Here is an 18,693-nt window from a genome sequence, read left to right on the forward strand (position 1 = left end):
AGAACAGGACTGGATGACCCGGGGGACCGCATGATGCGACTTGAAACCTTCACTCTTCGCTCGCTCGGCACCGCGCTGCTGGCGTCGACCGTCCTCACCAGCGCCGCCATCGCGCAGCAGGCTGCGCCCGCCGAAGCCCCGGCCGAACAGGAAGTCGATATCTCCGCGCCCGGCGGTGACGGCCTCGAAATCGTCGTCATCGGCACCAAGATCCCCAACGTCATCCGCACCACACGCGAAGTCGTCTCGGTCCTCTCCCAGGCCGAGATCGAGCGCTCGGGCGAAGGCGACATCGCCGGCGCCCTGAAGCGCGTCACCGGCCTGTCGGTCGTCGGCGGCAAATATGTCTATGTTCGCGGCCTCGGCGAGCGCTACTCGCTGGCACTGCTCAACGGCCTGCCCATTCCCTCGCCCGATCCCCTACGCCGCGTCGTGCCGCTCGATCTCTTCCCAACCAGCGTACTTTCATCCTCGCTCGTCCAGAAGAGCTATTCGGCCAACTATCCAGGCGAATTCGGCGGCGGTGTCATCAACCTGACCACGCGTGCCGTGCCGGACAAGCCGTTTCTGAGCTTCGGCGGCAGCATCGGCGGCAACACCGTCACCACTGGTGAGGTCGGCTATGTCTATCGCGGCGGCGATTATGATGCCTGGGGCTTCGATGATGGTACGCGCTCCGTCCCCGGTCCGTTGAAAGCGGCGCAGGCAAGCGGCAATATCATCGGCCTCGGCGCCTTCTCTCTGCCGGAATTGCAAACCATCGCCAGCAGCTTTTCCAATTCGAGCACCTCGGTCATTCAGCGCAATTCCAGCATCCCCGCCGACATGGCCATGAACGTGACCGGCGGCACAAGCTTCGATGTGGGCGATGTCCGCCTTGGCATCGTCGCGACGGCCGGCTGGTCGAATGAATGGCGCACAAAGTCTGGCAAGCAGCAGAATTCGCTCGGCATTGGCAACGTAGATGGCGAGCAAGCGCTGATCCTCAATCAGGACTTCGATTTCCTCGCCACTGAGAACAACGTCAAGGTCAATGGCCTTCTCGGGCTTGGCGCGGAATTCGGCGAACACAAGATCCGCCTGACCAATCTCTACATCAAGGATACCATCAAAGAAGCCCGCCAGCAGATCGGCACCAACGCCGCCGATTTCGATGGCAACCTGCTCAACCGTACCGCCACCGCCTTCTTCGAGCGTCAGCTCATCGACACCCAGGCCGTGGGCGAGTTCCGCTTTGGCAACCTCAGCCTCGATGTCCGCGGCACCTACGCCAACTCAAAGCGCCTTTCGCCTTATGAGCGCGGCTTCCGCTATGCCTTCACCGAAGATTTCGGCATCAACGATTTCGTCAATGCCCTGCAAGGCCCGGGTCAAGGCGCGACTATCGCGTTCAGCCGACTGAACGAGAATGTTTATGGCGCGGCAATCGACCTTGGCTACAAGTTCGACAGCCTGCCGTTCCCCGCCCGTGTCGTGGCCGGCTATTCCTACAACGACAACCAGCGCGAATCGGACTTCTTCCAATACCGCTTCCAGCCGTCCGACGCGCTGCCCATCGGCGTGATCCAGCAGCGGCCCGACTTCCTGCTCTCGGATTTCAACATCCAGACCTACGGAATTTTCCTGCAGCAAACCAACACCCAGCCGGGTGCTGCCCGCTATGAGGCCTCGCTCAAGGTGCACGGTGCCTATGGCCAGTTCGAGATCGAGCCGACCGACGGCGTCCAGTTCGTCGCCGGTGTGCGCTATGAGGACGGCCAGCAGCGCGTGCTGCCGATCGATCTTTACAGCGCCGGGACGGTTGCAATTCCGGAAACCAACATCGAGCGCAGCTATTGGCTGCCCGCTGCCACGCTGACCTGGAACTTCATGGAAGACATGCAGGTGCGCCTGTCGGCCTCGAAGACAGTGGCCCGGCCGCAGTTCCGCGAGCTCGCCAACCAATTCTATTTCGATACCGACAATGACCGTGGCAGCTTCGGCAACCCGCTGCTCGTCGACAGCCAGCTGACCAACCTCGAAGCGCGCTACGAATGGTATTTCGGCACCGACGAGCGGCTGACCGTCGGCGCATTCTACAAGAACATCGACAAGCCGATCGAGATCATCGCCTTCATCACCTCCGACACCATCACCACCACCTTTGGCAACGCGCCCCGCGCGACGCTTTACGGGGCGGAAATCGATGCCCAGAAGATCTTCCGGCTCGACACGCTGTCCAACTCGGAGTTCTTCCAGAGCCGCCGCATCCTGCTCGGCTTCAACTATACCTACACCGACTCGCGTCTGAAGGTGAACCCCGGTGATCGCACGATCGACCCGACATTCCAGGAGGTCGAAGCAACCAATCTGTTCCGTGATGGCGCCCCGCTTACCGGCCAGTCAGACCATCTGATCAACTTCCAGATCAGCCTGCAGGACGAAGACAGCCTGTCCGAGCAGACCCTGATGTTCAACTATGCCTCCGACCGTGTCAGCCAGCGCGGCGCGGCGCTTCTGCCCGATCTCATCGAGCGTCCGGGTGTCCGCCTCGATTTCGTCTGGCGTCAGGCTGTTCCCATTGGCGGCTTCGACATCCAGCTTCAGTTTGAAGCCCGCAACCTCACCAACACCCGCTATCAGGAGTTTCAGACCCTCAACTCCTCGCGGGTCGATTACAACACCTATGATCTGGGCCGCTCCTTCCAGTTCGGCGCCAGCCTGAACTTCTGAGCCCCGATTGCCTGAACCTGGGCGCGGCTGACAGCAGCCGCGCCCAAGTGTTCTTCTAGGCCCAGCCCCAGGGCTTCTCCCGAAACCATGCGGTGATGATATATTTGCAGCCCGCCCGCACCGGCATGCCCTGGTGCATTGTCAGCGGGTTTGGCGCGCCGGTGGGCAGCAGATTGTTCCACGCCAGCAGCTTGCCGGTCTCGGGATAGAACATCCGGTCCAGCTTCTTGAACCGCGTCGCGCCGCCCGCTTGCGGCTCGTTCAGGTAGATCATCGCCGTCCAGGTCCGCTGGCCGGCCACGGCGCAATGCTCGGCATAACCCGCGCCACCGGGATCAAAGGTGTCGGTGTGCGCCTTGAACTGCTGGCCCTTGGCATAGCGCTGGCCCTGCAATGGCTCGCAGTGCGCCACCGGCAGATCGAGAAACGCGGCGATCCGCGCCGTCACCGCCAGCGCCAGCGGATCGGTGCTGTCCAGATCGCCGGTCTCGGAGGTGCGGAACTCCGGATCACCATTATTGTCGACCAGCGTCGAGGGGCGCCGCTTGGCATCGACCTGGACGATCAGCGCCGCGCACTCGTCCTCCGACAGAAAGCGTCGCCTTTGCCAAAGTTCCACCTGCCGGACCGGCAGCCGCTGTGCGTCCTCAAAAGCCATCACCTCACCAGCCTATCCAGCGGACTCAAGACCATCAATAGCCAGATTGGCCATGCCACCCCCGCCATCAGCGCGCCCAGCGGCACCATCATATCGCTGGCAAGCGGGCGCCCGCGCAACCGGTCGAGCGCAAGCAGCATCAGCCCCAACAGGCTGGCCGCGAGCAGCACCATGGGCAGCGCCGCCCAGCCCAGCCAGGCGCCGATGGCACCAAACAGCTTCGGGTCACCGCCGCCCAGCCCTTCGCGGCCGCGCAGCCGACGATAGATAAACGCCACCAGCCAGAGCCCGGCGAACCCAAAACCAGCGCCCAGCAGCCGACCCGTGATATCGCCCAGGCCTAGCCACAGGCCCAGCCCCAGCAGCGGCCAGACAACCACATCGGGCAGCCAGTAATGCTCCATGTCGAGCACAAGCAGCAGCAGCAGCGCCAGCCCGAACACGGCCCCCGGCAGCAGCGCGCCCGCCCCCCATGCGCCCAGCATGACGGCCGCCGTCGCCAGCTCGATCGCCAAGTGCCTGAGCGGGATCGCCGCGCCACACGCGCGGCACTGGCCCCGAAGCCATAGGTAGCTCAGCACCGGCACCAACTCGCCCACGCCCAATGAAGCCCCACAGGAAGCACAACGCGACCGACCCTGTAGCGCCGACTCCCCCGCGGCCAGCGCCAGCTCAGGCCGGCCAGAAAGCTCCCCAGCACCAGCCCCAGAACGCCGATCAGCAGCGGGGCCAGCAACCACGTCATCAGGGCAGCAACACCTGCCGCACCGCCGCCCCGCTGGCCAGATCATCAAGGGCCGCGTTGATCTCGCCCATCGGCCGCACACAGGAGAGCAGGCGCTCCACTGGCAGACGTCCGGCGCGCCACAGGGCGATATATCGGGGGATGTCCCGCGCCGGGACAGAAGCCCCCATATAGCTGCCGATCAGCGTCTTGGCCTCGGCGACAAGGCTCACGGCCGGAATCGTCAACGGGTCCGCCGGGTTGGGCAAGCCCACCGTCACCGTGCGCCCGCCGCGCGCCGTCAGCCGATAGGCCTCGGCCAGCACCGCGCCCTTGCCGACGCTTTCGATCGCCACGTCCATCCCGCCCGGCACCAGCGCGCGGATGGCCGCTTCGGCATCGTCAGGATGCACGGCCGTCCGCGCTCCAAGCTCGAGCGCCAGCGCCCGCTTCTCCGCCACCGGATCGATAGCGACTACCGGCTCGCCGCCCGCCGCCACGGCCCCCAGAAGCGCCGCCAGCCCGACGCCGCCAAGCCCCCAGATCGCCACCGATTCGCCCGGCCGCAGAAGCGCGGAATTGAACACCGCACCCACGCCGGTCAGCACGGCACAGCCGAACAGCGCGGCAATCTCGGGCGCGATATCCGGGTCGATCTTCACCGCGGACCGCTCATCGACCACGGCGAAATCGGCAAAGGCCGAACAGCCGAGATGATGATGCACCTCCGCGCCGTCCAGCCGCAGCCGTCGCCCGCCGCCAAGCAGTTCGCCCTTGCCATTGGCCGCCGCCGCCGGCGCGCAGAGCCACGGCGTGCCGGCGGCACAGGCCGCACACGCCCCGCACGCCGGCAGAAACGCCAGCACCACCCGGTCACCTTCGGCCAGCCGCGCGCCAGGGCCTGCCGCCACCACCGTCGCGCAGGCTTCATGGCCAAGCGCCATGGGCAAGGGCCGGGGCCGGTCGCCATTGACCACCGACAGGTCTGAATGACAAAGGCCGGCCGCCTCGATCCGCACCAGCAGCTCGCGCGGCCCCGGCGGATCGAGCGCCAGTGCCGTCATCGCCAGCGGCCTGGTGTCCGCATAGGGCTGGGCCGCGCCCATCGCTGCCAGAACCGCTGCTGTCGTCTTCATCTGCCCGCCATTCCGTTTCGCCTGTCGAGGTCTGCCGCCACCCGCGCCTCCGGCCGCATGTCCGCCGCCCGCAACACCGCCGCGACCAGCGCTGCGGTCGCATCGATAAACGGCAGCGGACAATTGTCCGGATCGAGGACCAATGGCACTTCCGTGCAGGCCGCGAGAACAACATCGGCGCCGTCCTCCGCCAGACGGACGGCCAGTCGCCCGGCCGCCGCCCGCGCGGCCGGCCCGGTATCGCCGCCCTTCACCCGCGCGACCAACGCCGCCACCGCGTCCGCCGGCGGCGAAATCACCTCGACACCCACCGCCTCCAAAGGCGCATGATAGAGCCGCAGCCGATGCGTCGCCCCGACCGCCAGCAGCCCGACCCGCCTGGGCGCACAGGCCAGCGTCGCCGCAACGCCGGCGGCGATGAGATCGACAAAGACACGATCCTCCGGCAGCACGGCGCACACATCATTGGCCCAGCCGTGCGCCGCATTGCACGGCATAGCCAGCACCTCCGCGCCATTGGCCACCAGCCGACGCGCCATTTCGGCAAGCACCGGCCCGGGCGAGGCGCCGAACGCCACCGCCGCATTGCGGTCAGGAACATGCGGATTGGAATCGAGCAGGATCCGCGGATGCGCCTCGTCGCGCGCAGCACCCACGGCGCCAACCAGCATGGTCAGAAAATCGGCGCTGGCAGCCGGGCCCATGCCGCCCAGAATGCCGATCGTGCGCCAGCGCAGGCCATCGTCGACCGCATCAAGCACGCAGCACATTCGCAAATGCCGGCAAGCTGGGCGCGCCGCCGGTGTGGAGAAACACGACCCGCTCGCCGCGCGGGATACGGCCATCGCGCACCGACGCGATCAGACCCGCCATCGCCTTGCCCGAATAGACGGGGTCAAGCAGCACCCCCTCCTCACGCGCCAGCATCTGCACCGCTTCGACCATGGCGGGGGTGGGCAGCGAATAGCCGGGGCCGACCTGCGCATCATCGACACGTACGTCCTCCGCGTCCGGTGCCGGCGTGCCAAGCAGTGCGGCGGTCGCCTGCGCCAGCGCCAACACATTGCCGGTCTGGGCCGCAGTGTCCCGCCGGACGCTCACACCGTGAACAGGCAGCCTCGAATTCAGCGCGCGCAGCCCGACCAGCAGCCCGGCATGGGTGCCCGCGCTGCCGCTGGCCACCACAATCCTGTCGAACACCCGCCCCATCTCGAAGCTCTGGGTCACAAGCTCCGCCGCGCAGGCCGCATAGCCAAGCGCGCCGAGCGGGTTGGACCCGCCACCGGGAATGACATAGGGCCGGCCACCGGCTTTGCGCACAGCAGCCGCGTCGGCGGCCATTTCGGCGGTCAGGTCTGCCCCCAGCGCGACCATGCGAACGCTCTCGGCGCCGAGCAGCTGAAACAGGAAATTGTTGCCCAGCGCGTCCGGTGAATAGCTGCCCTTCACGCGTTCCTCGATGACGAGGCGGCACTTCAACCCCTCGCGGGCTGCTGCCGCCAGCGTCAGCCGACAATGGTTGCTCTGGGGTGCGCCCACGGTGATGAGCGTGTCGGCCCCTTCGGCCAGCGCTGCGGCCACCAGAAACTCCAACTTGCGCGTCTTGTTGCCGCCGCCGGCGAGGCCGAGCAGATCATCACGCTTGATCCAGATGTCCACGCCAGCGCCCAGCGCCGCCGACAGGCGCGGCAACGGCTCGACCGGCGTCTGTCCGGCTGTATATCGACGACGAGGAAAGCGCGCGAGGTCCATGGTACGATCGCCTAGCGCCCACGAACACGCGGCGCAAGTCAGCTACGAAGGCGGTCTTTCGCGAAGTTTGCAATTCGGATGCGGATCAAGGTGGACACAAGCTCGACATCCAACATCATTGTTATGTATTTGATATAATTCTTCTGTCTTCTGAAATTTCTTGCTGCATTCGATTTATCAATTATTTTAAAATGATTTACTAATTTGTTGAGAATTTTTTCTTCCTCGCAACTTAAAGTTTTATAGTTGCTAAATTCATATCTTTCCAAAATTTCAGCTAAATATAGAAAATTTGATTTCGTCTGAGAATTAATATTTTTCTTTTTTGAAATTGGCCCCACCTGCACCGAATATATATATCCGACATATTTAATTAAAATCATCTGGCCATTTTTTATCAAAGCATCAATAAAAAATAATAAATCCTCTCCGAATCGTAAATTCTTTTCGTAGCATACTTTATTTTTGACGAGAAATTCTCTTTTTGCGAGATATTTCAAAAGTGCATACTGGAAGGAGCCCAGGAAGCTATTTTCAAGGAAGCACTCGAGAGAAACACGAACCGGCTTCTCCAGCCCGGTAATGGCAGGCCTGATTTCGCAGCCTGCAACAGCATCATAAAGCATCGGCGTATCGCACACGATATCCGCCTGATACCGAACCGCCGCGTCCATCATCGCCTCGATCCGACCGTCCTTCCACGCATCGTCAGAATCGATGATCGCAACCCATTGCCCAGTTGCAGCAGCGAGGCCGAAGTTTCGGGCAACACTTGGCCCACCATTCTCGTCAAGTCGCAGGTATCGGACAATGGGATGCGTACGCTGCCACTGCTCGATCTTGGTCCGGCTGTCATCGGTCGAGCAATCATCGACACAGATGATTTCGTGAATGGGGTAGGATTGTTTCAGAACACTTTCAATCGCTCGGGAAATCGTGTCCGACGAGTTGAAGACCGGCATGATTACAGAAACTGTCTCTTCCATGCCACCTCTCTTGTTCATGCTGCCCCAAAAAGGTGCCGACGAGAATGCAAACTCTCGTCGCCCGCGAGGCATCAGGTCGATGATGGCGCAATAATCACATAAGCCGATTCCTGTCCACTAAGCGGATAACCGACGCAGGACTGCGCCCATCCTTTTCGATCGAGCGCAGCCTGCAAACACTGATTTTGCAAAGGGCAGACGACATGAACAGACGTGAAATCCTCACCGGTGGCAGCATGCTTGGGCTGGGCGCCATGCTTCCCATGCTTGGCAGCGCCGCGATGGCGCAGGCGCGCGCGCCGATGGCCAGCGGCGGCGGCACGACCGGCTTCGACCCCGCCGATCCCATGCAGAATGCCGAAGTGCTGGCCCGCATGAACCTCGGCATCGACCCGGGCACCAACTATGGCTGGTTCAAGGGCCGCGTCTTCGCCGTCATCGGCGATGACCAGGTCATCACGCCCTTGTTCGACCTTGAAGGCTTCGGCGCCAACCGCATGGAGCCGCTGGGCGGCGCGCGCTACCGCTCGCTGCATCGCGAAGTCGGCTATTACAAGGATCTGCGCACCGGCAAGATTTTGGAGACGTGGAAGAATCCGATGCTCGACGGCGAGGAGGTGAAGGTCTCGCACATTCACAATGACCCGGTGAATGCCGTGATCGGGCCGACGATCGAAGCCAAGCTTGGCGAGGGCCAGGTGACCGAATTCCCGCTCAGCCTGCCCTGGACCTTCATGGGCGAGCTCGCCATGACCAGCTTCGACGTCAACACCCGCTGGCAGAATGTGCTCGACCCCAAAGAATGGCCGCGGGAGAGCAACGGCAAGGAATATGTCCGCGTCTCGGAATATCTCCAGTTCGTCGCCAAGCGCGCCGATCTCGACAATTGGCGCAATCTCGGCCGCATCCCCACCCATGGCAGCTGGCAGCGCCTTGGCACATGGGTGCCGTGGATGCTGATGGGCAACAAGCCGGGCCACCTCTTCTACCGCAGCCACACGATGTCGCTCAACTCGACCGCCGACCTGCCGGCCGACATTCGCGACTATACCGAAAAGCACTTCCCCAAATATCTCGAAGCTCCGGAAACATGGGTTGCGCCCAACGTCACCAGCTTCGAAGTCTACAAGGCGGAAAACACGCCTGCGCCCTACAAGTAAGCGCTAGACGGGATAGCGCAGCACTGCCGCCAGCGACGCGCCTTCGGGCAAGTCGCTGGCGCGCACGCCCATGATGCTCGCGCCTGTCAGCATCGCGCGGCCGCATATCTCGTCGATCACATCATAGCTGTCCGCACCCTCGGCATCGGCAAAGCTGACCGCGCCGTCCTCATCCACCAGCCCCGGTTGGTGCGCCTCGATATCGACCAGCAACATCTCGACCGCGCCCCGGCTCGCCGCCCGCGCCGCTTGCGCCAGATCGCTTGTCGCCCGGCCATCGCTGGCACGCGCGGCAAAGAGGCCGAGGGCGGCCTCGACCCGCGCGGCATGATGCGCGGCGAGAATGGGCCGGCTGGCCTCAGCCAGATCGCCGTCGCTCATCCGGTCGGGGCTTGCCGAAATCCCCTCTGAGAGCAGTGCCGGACAGCTGTTCACGCCGCGATAAATAGACGCCAGCGGCTCGGTCGCGGCCAGCAAAAGCGGGGTCTCGCGGCCAGCAAGAACCGGCCGCAGCGCGGCATCGACCTTGCGCGCGAACTGGCGCAGCAACAGCGTCTGCCCCTCGGCATTGGCGACCCGCGTGTTCTGGGTCAGATTGTTGACCGACGCCCGGCCAACCGCGCTCGCCGCATCCTTGGGCAGGTCGGGCACCCGCACCAGCGCCGGCGCGCTATCGGCAAAGATCTCGATCAGCCGTGTCGCATTCTCCGACAGGGCCAGCACATAGGCATGCTGGGAAAAGCCGAGCCCGCGCAGCAGCGGTGTCACGTGATAGCGGTCGGATACCGCGACCAGCGGTTGCAGGTGGGTTGCCATGCGATAGCTGCGCAGACTGTCCGGTGTCACCAGAACCGCGAGCGAATGCGCCTGCATCTGCCAGAAATCATCATCTTCGCGCAGCGCCAGCAGCTGCTCCTCGATGGCCGCCCGGCGGCGCTTGTCAAAACCCACCGTCTCCAGCTGCGCCATCGCCTCACGCGCCAGATTGCCAAGCTCGATCCGGCTGGCATCACTGTGCTGGCCGTGTGGCGTTGCTGGCAGATAGATTGACACGGCGGCATCGGCCCGCACCCCGATCAGCGCGCGCATCTCCGTGGCGGAAGGTACATCGACATGCAGCATGGTCCGGGTCTCCTCTGAGGGCTTACCTTCCATGTGGGGGCGATGTTGCTGGATGAAACCCCTGTTCAGGAAAAATCGGCTGCCGCCGTCTGATAATAGAGGTCGGTCAGATAGGTGATCGCCGCGTCTGGCGTCTCGGCCCAGCCGGCCAGCTTCCAGCCGCCATCACGGGCCACCAGCATCGCCAGCACATGGTTGAAGCCGCCCATCGACTTGCCGCGATGATGAAAGGGCATGCCGGTCGCGAGCTTTGCATCCGGCGAAAATCGGATGTCCCAGTTCATGTCCATCGCCACCATCCGCCGATCATCGGCAAGCGGGATGTGCTGAAGGTTCGTCAGCCGCAGCCGGATATCGTCGTGCAGCCCCTCATTCTGCGCCCAATAGGCCAGCACATCGGTCCATCTGGTGTAGAAGCTCCTGATCTCCTCGGCCTTGTAATAGGCGAAATCACCTGGCGCCCAATGCGCCACAAGCGCGTCTGCGCTGTTCAGCCGCCACGCATCCGCATAGGCAAACAGCGCTGCCTCAACCGCGTCATGCTCCTGCATCGCAACATCCTCCAGTTCGACCCCCATGAACTTGGTTGAAGTTGTCACCCGAACCAAGACCACTCAGCCCGATTTCCGCCCTGCGGATGCAAATGATGACAAACGCTGCTCATGCAACCACGCCGCCTTGGCCGGCCACTCGGCGATCGCCTGCTCAATCGTGCGGGCGGCTGTATCGCCCCAGCTGCTCCAGTTGAGCTTTGTTTCAAACCGGGTGCGAGCTCTGACGCGCATCTCAGCATGCGCCTGCGGGTCGCGCAAAAGCGCACCAAGCTTGTCAGCAATCGCCTCAATCGGCGTGTCGAGGGAAAACAGCAAGCCATTGTCTCCATCCTTGACGAGCGTCGACACGCCTCCAGTATCAAAGGCGACCGAAGGCAAGCCATAGGATGAGGCTTCGGCAAAGACGACTGCAGCGGCTTCCTGGCGGCTGAGAAGCGTGAACGCCGAGGCATTGGCATAAAGCGACTTCAGCTTCCGGTAATCGTCTGGGTTGCCTTTCCTCAGGAACTCCATGAACACGCACGCCCGGAAGTCCCTCGGCTTCGGTCGGATTGGAGCCGACGATATCAAGAGTGATCTCTGGAAAATGCGCGCGAAGCAGGCTGTGCAGCTTCAACACATCGGGACCACCCTTTCGATACCAGTCGAAGCCCACGAACAGCAGCGAGTGTGGACCATCCCGGCCCTTGGCAGACGCCAGGGCCTCCGCACCAGCATCGTCGCGCATGTTCGGCCCGATAGGCGCCACGACAATCCGCGTGTTTTCAGGAATATGATAATGTTTGGCGGCATCTTCAGCCGCCCAATCAGAGGTAAACATGATGGCGGACGCCCGGTCCATCATGCGCTGTTGCAGCAGGTTGCCGAGCCGTTCGGTGCGAGGGAGGGGATGGGCGCGATTCGGATAGAAACGACTGATTGATGCAAAAAGGGCATCGGCCAGAAGTACGACCGGCCGATCAGCTGGCAGATCGATCATCTTGTGCGAGCAGATCACACCGAACAGCAGATCCGGCTTCGACGCTGCAACTTGCGGACCGACGGCCCTGCGATAGAGCGCGTGAACCAACGGCTCGCGCAGGGGATCAAAACCGATACGGCGTGTCAGCGAAAGAAACTTGAGAACGGCAAAATCAAGGTTGGGCGTGTCGACCACGTCGACCCGAAAACGAGACTCCACCTCTTTCAGTGCAAAAAGCGGGGTGCCCGACCACGTATGCGGATTGCGCGGCGGGCCGATAGCGAAAAAGGCAACTTTTTGAACAGACAAAGGCTTTACATCAGCGCCTCGTGCTTCTGGAATGTCCTCGGACTTGATGGCAGGCGGCGAAGCGTTCATGGCATCCTCTCGTAACAAGTCGCGTGCATAGTGGTAAGTCATCAGATTGCGCCAGACCGTGACCACGGCCAGCGCAACAGCGGTGCCAGTCAGCCCGAAAAGCGGCACCAGCCACCATGACAGGGCTGCCATTGCAGCCATACCCACAATGCCGATAACGAGCAGCAGGCGTTCGCGCCCGGCCATTGCGAGTATGGTCCCCACCGGGCCTGTCGCAACGTTGACGAACTGGCTGGCAACGAGAATGGCGAGAGCAGGCGCGCCAACCTCGAATTCAGGGCCGAAAGCGACGAGCAGAAAGCGGCCCGGCACCGCCAGCAAGACCACCGCCGGGACCATCGCGAGCAGGATCATCACTCGGCGTGACTGCCGATATCGCCGCAATGCCGCTGCCTTGTCGCCGCGGCCGAGATCAGCGGCGATCAGTGGCGCGATGTAATGATGTCCCGTCTGCACGACCAGCGCGAGCAGCGCCGCGACCTGAAACACGGCGCGAAAGACCCCGACTTCCTCGGCGTTGGTACCGGCCAGCAGAAAAAAATAAGCGAGCCATTCGGTGCTTGCATGCACGAGCATGATAAGCATGAAGCTGAAGCCGGCATCGAATGCGGGCAGTCGCGTCACCGGCGTCGCATTGCTCCAGTGTCGCACGGAGAATCGATAGAGAAGGGCCGCGACCACCAGCAGCGCGGCCGAGACAAGAACATGGGCATTGACAGCAAACGGCGCGCTGGGAACCTGCCCGAGCAAAACGATCGCGGCAATCACGAGCGCCATCAAGATCGCCGACAAGCTTTCCACGATCTGTGCGCGAATGGGCAGGCCGATCGCGCGAAGCAGGCTGTGGCTGAACCGCAGCAGGGGATAGAGCAGGATGAGCGCCGCAGTCGCCTGCAAGACACTCTGATAGCGTCCCGCCTCGACAGTCGGCACCAGCGAGAAGCTCAGCAGGAATATTGCAGCGACCACGAACGAAACCAGGCCGATGCGCTGGGCAAAAAGGCGTGCAGATGCGCGTGCCCGCGCGGTGTCGCCCTGGGCAATGTCAGCTGGAATCGTACGCAGCACCAGTTGATCGAGCCCAAGCATGCAGACATAGGCGACTGTTGTGGCGGTCACGACAGCAAAGCCATATTCGCCAACCGTGGCAGCGCCCGCGAAACGGGCAAGCATCGTGATCACCAGAAAGGACGCGAACACACCCGCGACCCGGATCAGCAGAATCCGCACCTGCACATTTCGCGCAGCGCGGCCGGCGATCGCGGCGAAAGCGGGGCTGGTGCGCATCAATCTGGGGCCGCTCAACGACGGCCGGCAAAGAAAGACATGACCAACCGGGGCAAAAGACGCCTGCCCGCAGAGCCAGATCGAGTTCGAGGACGGCGGAGGGCCATCTGACGTGGCTGCGGTGTCAGCGCAGCATCATCGGGAACCTGCTCGTTGGACGATATGACGATCATGGTCCCGTCTCTGGCATATTCACGTCGCCGGGTCGCCTGCCCGAATGGCTCCGGCCAAGCCCCAGCGGTGCTTGATCAGATAATCAAGAAAACCGGCCATCAGCCGCCAGCGGCTAACCGTCTTCGGACCGATCGATTGACGCAGGAACCGGCGCAACATGCTTGTGCCCAAACGCGAGCGGGCGTGCTTCGCATAGACCGCACCAAAGCCGAAAACATAGAAGGCATTTCGGCGCGCGCCTTCTTCAATGCTGCGGCCATGATCATGGCCAACCGCTGGGCGAGGAACATAGCCCCCTGCAAAGCCGGCCTCGGACGCACGAAGAGCCACATCCCAGTCTTCGCCAGCATAGCGAACGCCCGAGCCGAACAGCGGATCGAAGCCGCCAATGGCATCGAGACATTGTCTCGTAAACGCCATATTCGACCCCTGCATCAAACCAGGTCTTACAAAGCCGTGCGGGGCGACAAGCTCTTCCTGCAATCCGATGCGACAAAAGCCGTGAATCGCATTGTCTGGATTGACGGGAAGAACCCTCCCTGTTGCATATCCCAGCGATCGGCTTTCGAAGACCGCAATCCAATCAGCGACGAAACTGGGCTCCGGGTAACAGTCGTCATCGATGAAAATCAGCAGGTCGTTGGTCGCGGCGCGGATGCCTGTATTCCGGCCGGCACCATTGCCAGGCGCCATTTCACGCACCAGCATGCAACGATGACGCGTGCTGCCAGCAAAGCTGCGCAGCGCTGCTATGCTATCGGGCTTATCGCTGCCATTATCGACAAGAATGACTTCGAAACCATCGGGGGCCTCAATCGCCTCAATATGTTCAAGACAATTTTTCAGCTGGCGCCCGCCATCTTTGGTGCAAAGGATAAGCGTTGCGCTGGACGGCATGGGGCGCAAAACCTTCGTCGCTTGCGATGACCTGCGAGCAGTAGGGCGATGGCGTATGCAATGCAAGCACGCGCCAAGTCATTTCAATCGATAGTTCAACCCCGGCACAATAACCATCATGACACATGTCGTGCGCGCGTTCCACACACAGCCTGCTGCCCCCGCCGATAGTGGCGCAGACGATAATGATGTGCATGTTTGCAATGGGTTGCTCTGACCCCTGACATCCAGTCGAGAGCTTGTGCGGCACAAGGTCATCGGATAAACGCTCTTCAGAGCGATGAGCGGAGCCGTGATGAGGAATATTCTGGTTCGCGGCTTTCCTAGTCTCGACAATTACGGAACCGGCATGATGGGTTTGATCACCATCTACCGGATGCGCAAGCTGCTAGGCGACAGCTGTCGATTTCACTGCGATTTTTTTGAAGCCACCGACATCGACGAGGTGGTGTCAGAGCTCGATGGTGTCAGCGCAGATATGCTGGTTCGTCACCGGCCTGACATCCCGTTCAGCCAGAATATGCGCTTGAAGGCGCTTGGGCGCAGCTTCTTCCGACCAAATGAGGCGCGAAACATGGACCTCGTTCTGATGCTCGGGGGCGACGACATTTCCGAATATTACGGCACACAGATTTGGCGCCAGCTCGTGCACCTTCGGCACATGCAACTGGCTGCGCCGGTGATCCTTCTGGGACAGACAATCGGACCTTTCGCCCGGCGGCCCAATCGTCTTGCTGCAAGCGCGCTGTTGCCGGCGATGCACATTTTCCCCCGAGACCTCTGGTGCACCGCCTATCTGCGCGACGAACTCGGTGTTACATCGCGCGTGCAGCAGAGCACCGACCTCGCCTATGCGGACCTGCCGTTGCAGCATCGCACCGATATTGCGCAGGAAATACTGGCAGCGAATAGCCTTGAGCCAGATTGCTATGCGACAATGATCGTCTCGGGACTGGGCGCCAAAAGAGGCGCAGGCCATTATACGAGCGATGCCGACGCCTTCATCCAGCGCCATGCCGACATGGCCACACAAATTCTCGCCCGGCCGGACATGGCGGGCAAGAAACTCTGCCTGCTGGCGCACACCCATGGCCGCTATTACGGCGACGAGGCAGCCAACATCGAGGCGGTGGCGGCGCGCCTTGCGCCCGGTTACCGCGCCCGCTGCGTGCTGGTGACCGAACGCGTGCTCCAGACCCGCGCGCGCTTCCTGCTGGGCCACGGCCTGTTCACGCTCACCGGGCGAATGCACCCGGCCGTCTCCACCTTCCAGATGGGCAAGCCGGCCATCAGCCTCGCCTATTCGAAGAAATATGAAGGCGTGATCGGCACCATGCTGGGCCGCTCCGATCTCATCATCGACGCCAATGACGAGCAGCTATGGACCAGCGGCGAGATCGTGGACCAGGCGATGACCCGCGTCGACTATGCCATGGCCAACCACGACCGGCTCTGCGCCGAGATCAGCGCCGCCATCGATGCTCAGAAAGCGACGGTGGATGCCACCTTCGCGCGAATCGGGGAACTGCTCTCAAGGCCCTGATGCGATCGGCGCGATACTCCCTTCGGACAGGTCGGGAATATCCCCATCGAGAATATGAAACACATGTTCAACCCGCTCGCGCGGCGAAATGGCGACCTGAAACGCTTCCTTCATGACGCCGACTGCCATCATGGTGATAATGGCCTCGTCCTCCGATATACCGAGCGCGTGCCTTAAGGCTCGGTCGCGGCTGGACAGAGCGCTCCAGTTGAGCATGCAGGTGCCGTAACCTGCAGCATGCAACGCATAGTTGAGCGACATGGCAAACAGCCCACCATCTACCCAGCATTGGTTGCGCTCACCAAAGTCGGTAAAGCCATGCCGCGAAGAGGTAATGACGAGAACAGCCCCGGCAAGATCACCAAAGCCGGCATTGCCGTTTTGTAGCGCCAAAGCACGTGCTCGGACGGCAGGATCAAAGGCTGCGTGACAGCGAGTGGTGCCGCGATTGCACACGCGCGGCGATTTCATCGCGATGGACACGGCCTCGCGGATCGCTGCCGGCGGCACCTGCTCGCCGGTGAAATCACGCACCGAATAGCGGCTTTCAGCAAAGGCCGCGAAATCGACCATGCTGGACTTGCGAATAGCATCGCGCCGAACCGACATGGCGCCCGCTGCTGGCAGCGTCTCGGCAGGCGTTGCCTGAAGAAAGGCATCGATGCGACCGGCGAGATCAGACGCACACCACGGCGATGCTCTATATTGATGAAGCGCAGCGCGGGCCTCCTCGGTAACGGCAGCCGCGCCGAAGCGAGTCTCGTAGCGCGGCACGAGATTGAAGAGCGCATTGACCACGAAGCGACCAAAGCCGACGCGAGGAGAGGGCAGAGCAAGCCCCTTTTCAAGGCGATGATATTCCTTGACAATAACAGCGCGCAGTTGGGCTTCGTTCAATTCAGTTTCAACTGCACTGGATGAAGCGGTGAACTGATGAAAATCATAAACATATTCGCGCAAGCCCCGCCATCGAAGCACAAGCGGGCGAAGCAGCTTCCTGATAGGGGCCGGGACTTTCATGTGCATCCTGCGGTTGGGCCGTTCGAGCCGGTAGATGTGGTATAGTGACCATTGCCGAGCCTGCAACCCGGGCAGGTCAAGCAGCGCTGCGAGAACTGCGCCGCGCGATCAGACCGCGCGCCTGTTCAATAATTCGCTTCTCAGCGCCGACAGGTCGGCCCGACAGCTGCCAGAGCAGCGCCATGACGCCCAGATAAAGCGCGCCACCAAACACCACGCGCAGTGCAAGATGCGCCGCGAGCCAGCCAATGCCGGCTGTTGGTGGGACCGGGACGAGCACAAGGCCGGCCGCCATAACAAAAGCGGCGAGGAAACTGCGCCAACTGGCAATCAGTGGATCAGTTGCTCGACTCGCTGTCAGCGATGCGCCAAGCAGGAGGTTCCACGCCGGATAAATGATCCCCGATACTGCACGGCCGACAATGACGCCGAGAAAGCCGCCGTTGAACCAGCCCGCGACAATCAGCGCGGTGCGCGCGGCGATGTAGATGCCTTGCCGGGTGGCGAGCAGCTTTGTGTGCCCCAAGGCCATGGCCATGCCATCGACCCCGGCGCCAAGGGCCTGAAGGCTCAGGAGCGGCGCCATGATCTGGACGACTGGCACCGCCTTTTCCCAGCCTGGGCCGAACAGCAGCAGCACCAGCGGCTCGGCGAGTATGGCAAGGCCGATGCCCATTGGCAGCGCGATGGCCACGGCAATGGCCTGAACGTCGAGATAATTGCGGCGCAGCCGCGCGGGGTCATCATTGATTGTTGAGAAGGCGGGGAAGAGCGCCTTTGAAAGCGCTGGCACAGCATCGCCGGTGGCCAGCATGTTGACCTGATTGCCAACGTGATAAGCCCCCAGCGTCGCCGGATCGAGCACCTTGACGATGAAGAAGTAGTCGAACTTCAGGCCGATCTGCTGCGCCATCTGCTGCACTACCAGCCACCCGCCAAAGCCCAGCAGCTCCCGCGAGCGGGCGAGTGACAGGCCGGGGCGGCCCGGCACGCGCCACCAGCTGAGCGCCACCGACACCAGCGCCTGCACCAGATTGCCGGCGATGAGCGCCCAATAGCTGCGAAAGATCAGCGCCAGCGCGATCGAGGCGAGGCTGCCGGCGACTGCGGCGGCCGCGCGCCGACGGGTCTCGGCGCGGAAATCCAGATCACGGGCGAACAGGATGAAATAGGGATTGGCAAAGCTGTTGATGACCAGCGGCACTGCCAGCGCCATCAACACCGGCCCCAGCGCCGGCGTCTCCATGAAGCCGGCCAGCGGCACCGCCAGCGCCAGCAAAACTACGGCGGCAAGCAGCCCGCGCGCGATGTTGAGCGTGAAGGCCGTGTCGAACAGCGCCTTGTCCGGGTCCCGCGTCTTGATGATCGCGGCCCCGGCCTGAAAATTGGTCATCACGTCGAGAATGACGATCACCGCGCCGGCCAGCGCCACCAGGCCGAAATCCTCCGGCACCAGCACCCGCGCCAGCACCAGCATCGACAGCGTGGACACCAGCCGCAGCCCCATGGAGAGCAGCCAGAGCAGCCCGGCCGAGCCAGCCACGCGCTGCCCCAGCGCGGCGCTGCTGCGCGCCGCGCCCGGCACGGCCTCGCCCGGCGGTTCAGGCGGCACGGAACTCATGTCGGTCG

The 18,693-nt window shown here is 62.6% G+C and carries 16 protein-coding genes; 3 read left to right on the forward strand and 13 right to left on the reverse strand.

Annotated features, from left to right (window positions below):
• Positions 1 to 30: 30 nt before the first annotated feature.
• Positions 31 to 2,712, forward strand: a complete 2,682-nt coding sequence (locus tag ACMVO5_RS07440; RefSeq protein WP_416906890.1) for a TonB-dependent receptor domain-containing protein — start codon at positions 31 to 33, stop codon at positions 2,710 to 2,712.
• Between the two features lie 55 nt (positions 2,713 to 2,767).
• Here ACMVO5_RS07440 and ACMVO5_RS07445 read toward each other — a convergent pair whose 3' ends face one another.
• From ACMVO5_RS07445 to ACMVO5_RS07470, 6 genes are all read right to left on the reverse strand, one after another.
• Positions 2,768 to 3,370 (reverse strand): prolyl hydroxylase family protein, encoded by a 603-nt coding sequence (locus ACMVO5_RS07445; RefSeq protein ID WP_416906891.1) that lies wholly within the window; start codon positions 3,368 to 3,370, stop codon positions 2,768 to 2,770.
• Positions 3,370 to 3,969: a prepilin peptidase gene (locus tag ACMVO5_RS07450; RefSeq protein ID WP_416906892.1), complete on the reverse strand. Its 600-nt coding sequence runs from the start codon at positions 3,967 to 3,969 to the stop codon at positions 3,370 to 3,372. The genes ACMVO5_RS07445 and ACMVO5_RS07450 overlap by 1 nt, the downstream gene beginning before the upstream one ends.
• 145 nt (positions 3,970 to 4,114) lie before the next feature.
• Positions 4,115 to 5,230, reverse strand: coding sequence for a zinc-binding dehydrogenase (locus ACMVO5_RS07455; protein ID WP_416906893.1), 1,116 nt, complete (start codon positions 5,228 to 5,230; stop codon positions 4,115 to 4,117).
• Positions 5,227 to 5,991 (reverse strand): aspartate/glutamate racemase family protein, encoded by a 765-nt coding sequence (locus ACMVO5_RS07460; RefSeq protein ID WP_416906894.1) that lies wholly within the window; start codon positions 5,989 to 5,991, stop codon positions 5,227 to 5,229. Before ACMVO5_RS07460 ends, ACMVO5_RS07455 begins: the two co-directional genes overlap by 4 nt.
• Positions 5,984 to 6,982, reverse strand: a complete 999-nt coding sequence (locus ACMVO5_RS07465; protein WP_416906895.1) for a D-cysteine desulfhydrase — start codon at positions 6,980 to 6,982, stop codon at positions 5,984 to 5,986. Before ACMVO5_RS07465 ends, ACMVO5_RS07460 begins: the two co-directional genes overlap by 8 nt.
• Positions 6,983 to 7,020: 38 nt before the next feature.
• Positions 7,021 to 7,968, reverse strand: coding sequence for a glycosyltransferase family 2 protein (locus ACMVO5_RS07470; RefSeq protein ID WP_416906896.1), 948 nt, complete (start codon positions 7,966 to 7,968; stop codon positions 7,021 to 7,023).
• Between the two features lie 203 nt (positions 7,969 to 8,171).
• Here ACMVO5_RS07470 and ACMVO5_RS07475 point away from each other — a divergent pair, with 203 nt between their 5' ends.
• A complete protein-coding gene (locus ACMVO5_RS07475; protein WP_416906897.1) occupies positions 8,172 to 9,128 on the forward strand; it encodes a DUF1838 family protein in 957 nt (318 codons plus the stop codon).
• Positions 9,129 to 9,131: 3 nt separating this feature from the next.
• Here the strand turns inward: ACMVO5_RS07475 and ACMVO5_RS07480 are convergent, their stop codons facing one another.
• The 5 genes from ACMVO5_RS07480 to ACMVO5_RS07500 form a co-directional block, all read right to left on the reverse strand.
• On the reverse strand, positions 9,132 to 10,283 hold the full coding sequence (locus ACMVO5_RS07480) for a hypothetical protein (RefSeq protein WP_416906898.1): 1,152 nt from the start codon (positions 10,281 to 10,283) through the stop codon (positions 9,132 to 9,134).
• Positions 10,284 to 10,315: 32 nt separating this feature from the next.
• Positions 10,316 to 10,828, reverse strand: coding sequence for a hypothetical protein (locus ACMVO5_RS07485; protein WP_416906899.1), 513 nt, complete (start codon positions 10,826 to 10,828; stop codon positions 10,316 to 10,318).
• 36 nt (positions 10,829 to 10,864) lie between these two features.
• Complete coding sequence (locus ACMVO5_RS07490) at positions 10,865 to 11,275, reverse strand: glycosyltransferase (RefSeq protein ID WP_416909331.1); 411 nt, start codon at positions 11,273 to 11,275, stop codon at positions 10,865 to 10,867.
• Positions 11,163 to 13,430 (reverse strand): polysaccharide biosynthesis C-terminal domain-containing protein, encoded by a 2,268-nt coding sequence (locus tag ACMVO5_RS07495; protein ID WP_416909332.1) that lies wholly within the window; start codon positions 13,428 to 13,430, stop codon positions 11,163 to 11,165. The genes ACMVO5_RS07490 and ACMVO5_RS07495 overlap by 113 nt, the downstream gene beginning before the upstream one ends.
• A gap of 192 nt (positions 13,431 to 13,622) precedes the next feature.
• Positions 13,623 to 14,501: a glycosyltransferase family 2 protein gene (locus tag ACMVO5_RS07500; protein WP_416906900.1), complete on the reverse strand. Its 879-nt coding sequence runs from the start codon at positions 14,499 to 14,501 to the stop codon at positions 13,623 to 13,625.
• Positions 14,502 to 14,796: 295 nt separating this feature from the next.
• Here ACMVO5_RS07500 and ACMVO5_RS07505 point away from each other — a divergent pair, with 295 nt between their 5' ends.
• Positions 14,797 to 16,044 (forward strand): polysaccharide pyruvyl transferase family protein, encoded by a 1,248-nt coding sequence (locus tag ACMVO5_RS07505; protein WP_416906901.1) that lies wholly within the window; start codon positions 14,797 to 14,799, stop codon positions 16,042 to 16,044.
• Here the strand turns inward: ACMVO5_RS07505 and ACMVO5_RS07510 are convergent.
• Positions 16,033 to 17,004, reverse strand: a complete 972-nt coding sequence (locus ACMVO5_RS07510) for a nitroreductase family protein (RefSeq protein ID WP_416906902.1) — start codon at positions 17,002 to 17,004, stop codon at positions 16,033 to 16,035. The genes ACMVO5_RS07505 and ACMVO5_RS07510 overlap by 12 nt on opposite strands.
• 136 nt (positions 17,005 to 17,140) lie before the next feature.
• Complete coding sequence (locus ACMVO5_RS07515; protein WP_416906903.1) at positions 17,141 to 18,685, reverse strand: oligosaccharide flippase family protein; 1,545 nt, start codon at positions 18,683 to 18,685, stop codon at positions 17,141 to 17,143.
• Positions 18,686 to 18,693 lie beyond the last annotated feature (8 nt).

The sequence above is a fragment of the Polymorphobacter sp. genome, assembly GCF_048007885.1.
Lineage (GTDB): Bacteria > Pseudomonadota > Alphaproteobacteria > Sphingomonadales > Sphingomonadaceae > Sandarakinorhabdus.

Excerpts from the sequence above, each read along its gene's own strand:
- ACMVO5_RS07440 (WP_416906890.1), top strand. The coding sequence starts at position 31 with ATGATGCGACTTGAAACCTTCACTCTTCGCTCGCTCGGCACCGCGCTG.
- ACMVO5_RS07445 (WP_416906891.1), bottom strand. The coding sequence starts at position 3,370 with ATGGCTTTTGAGGACGCACAGCGGCTGCCGGTCCGGCAGGTGGAACTT.
- ACMVO5_RS07455 (WP_416906893.1), bottom strand. The coding sequence starts at position 5,230 with ATGAAGACGACAGCAGCGGTTCTGGCAGCGATGGGCGCGGCCCAGCCC.
- ACMVO5_RS07465 (WP_416906895.1), bottom strand. The coding sequence starts at position 6,982 with ATGGACCTCGCGCGCTTTCCTCGTCGTCGATATACAGCCGGACAGACG.
- ACMVO5_RS07470 (WP_416906896.1), bottom strand. The coding sequence starts at position 7,968 with ATGGAAGAGACAGTTTCTGTAATCATGCCGGTCTTCAACTCGTCGGAC.
- ACMVO5_RS07475 (WP_416906897.1), top strand. The coding sequence starts at position 8,172 with ATGAACAGACGTGAAATCCTCACCGGTGGCAGCATGCTTGGGCTGGGC.
- ACMVO5_RS07480 (WP_416906898.1), bottom strand. The coding sequence starts at position 10,283 with ATGGAAGGTAAGCCCTCAGAGGAGACCCGGACCATGCTGCATGTCGAT.
- ACMVO5_RS07485 (WP_416906899.1), bottom strand. The coding sequence starts at position 10,828 with ATGGGGGTCGAACTGGAGGATGTTGCGATGCAGGAGCATGACGCGGTT.
- ACMVO5_RS07495 (WP_416909332.1), bottom strand. The coding sequence starts at position 13,430 with ATGCGCACCAGCCCCGCTTTCGCCGCGATCGCCGGCCGCGCTGCGCGA.
- ACMVO5_RS07500 (WP_416906900.1), bottom strand. The coding sequence starts at position 14,501 with ATGCCGTCCAGCGCAACGCTTATCCTTTGCACCAAAGATGGCGGGCGC.
- ACMVO5_RS07505 (WP_416906901.1), top strand. The coding sequence starts at position 14,797 with ATGAGGAATATTCTGGTTCGCGGCTTTCCTAGTCTCGACAATTACGGA.
- ACMVO5_RS07515 (WP_416906903.1), bottom strand. The coding sequence starts at position 18,685 with ATGAGTTCCGTGCCGCCTGAACCGCCGGGCGAGGCCGTGCCGGGCGCG.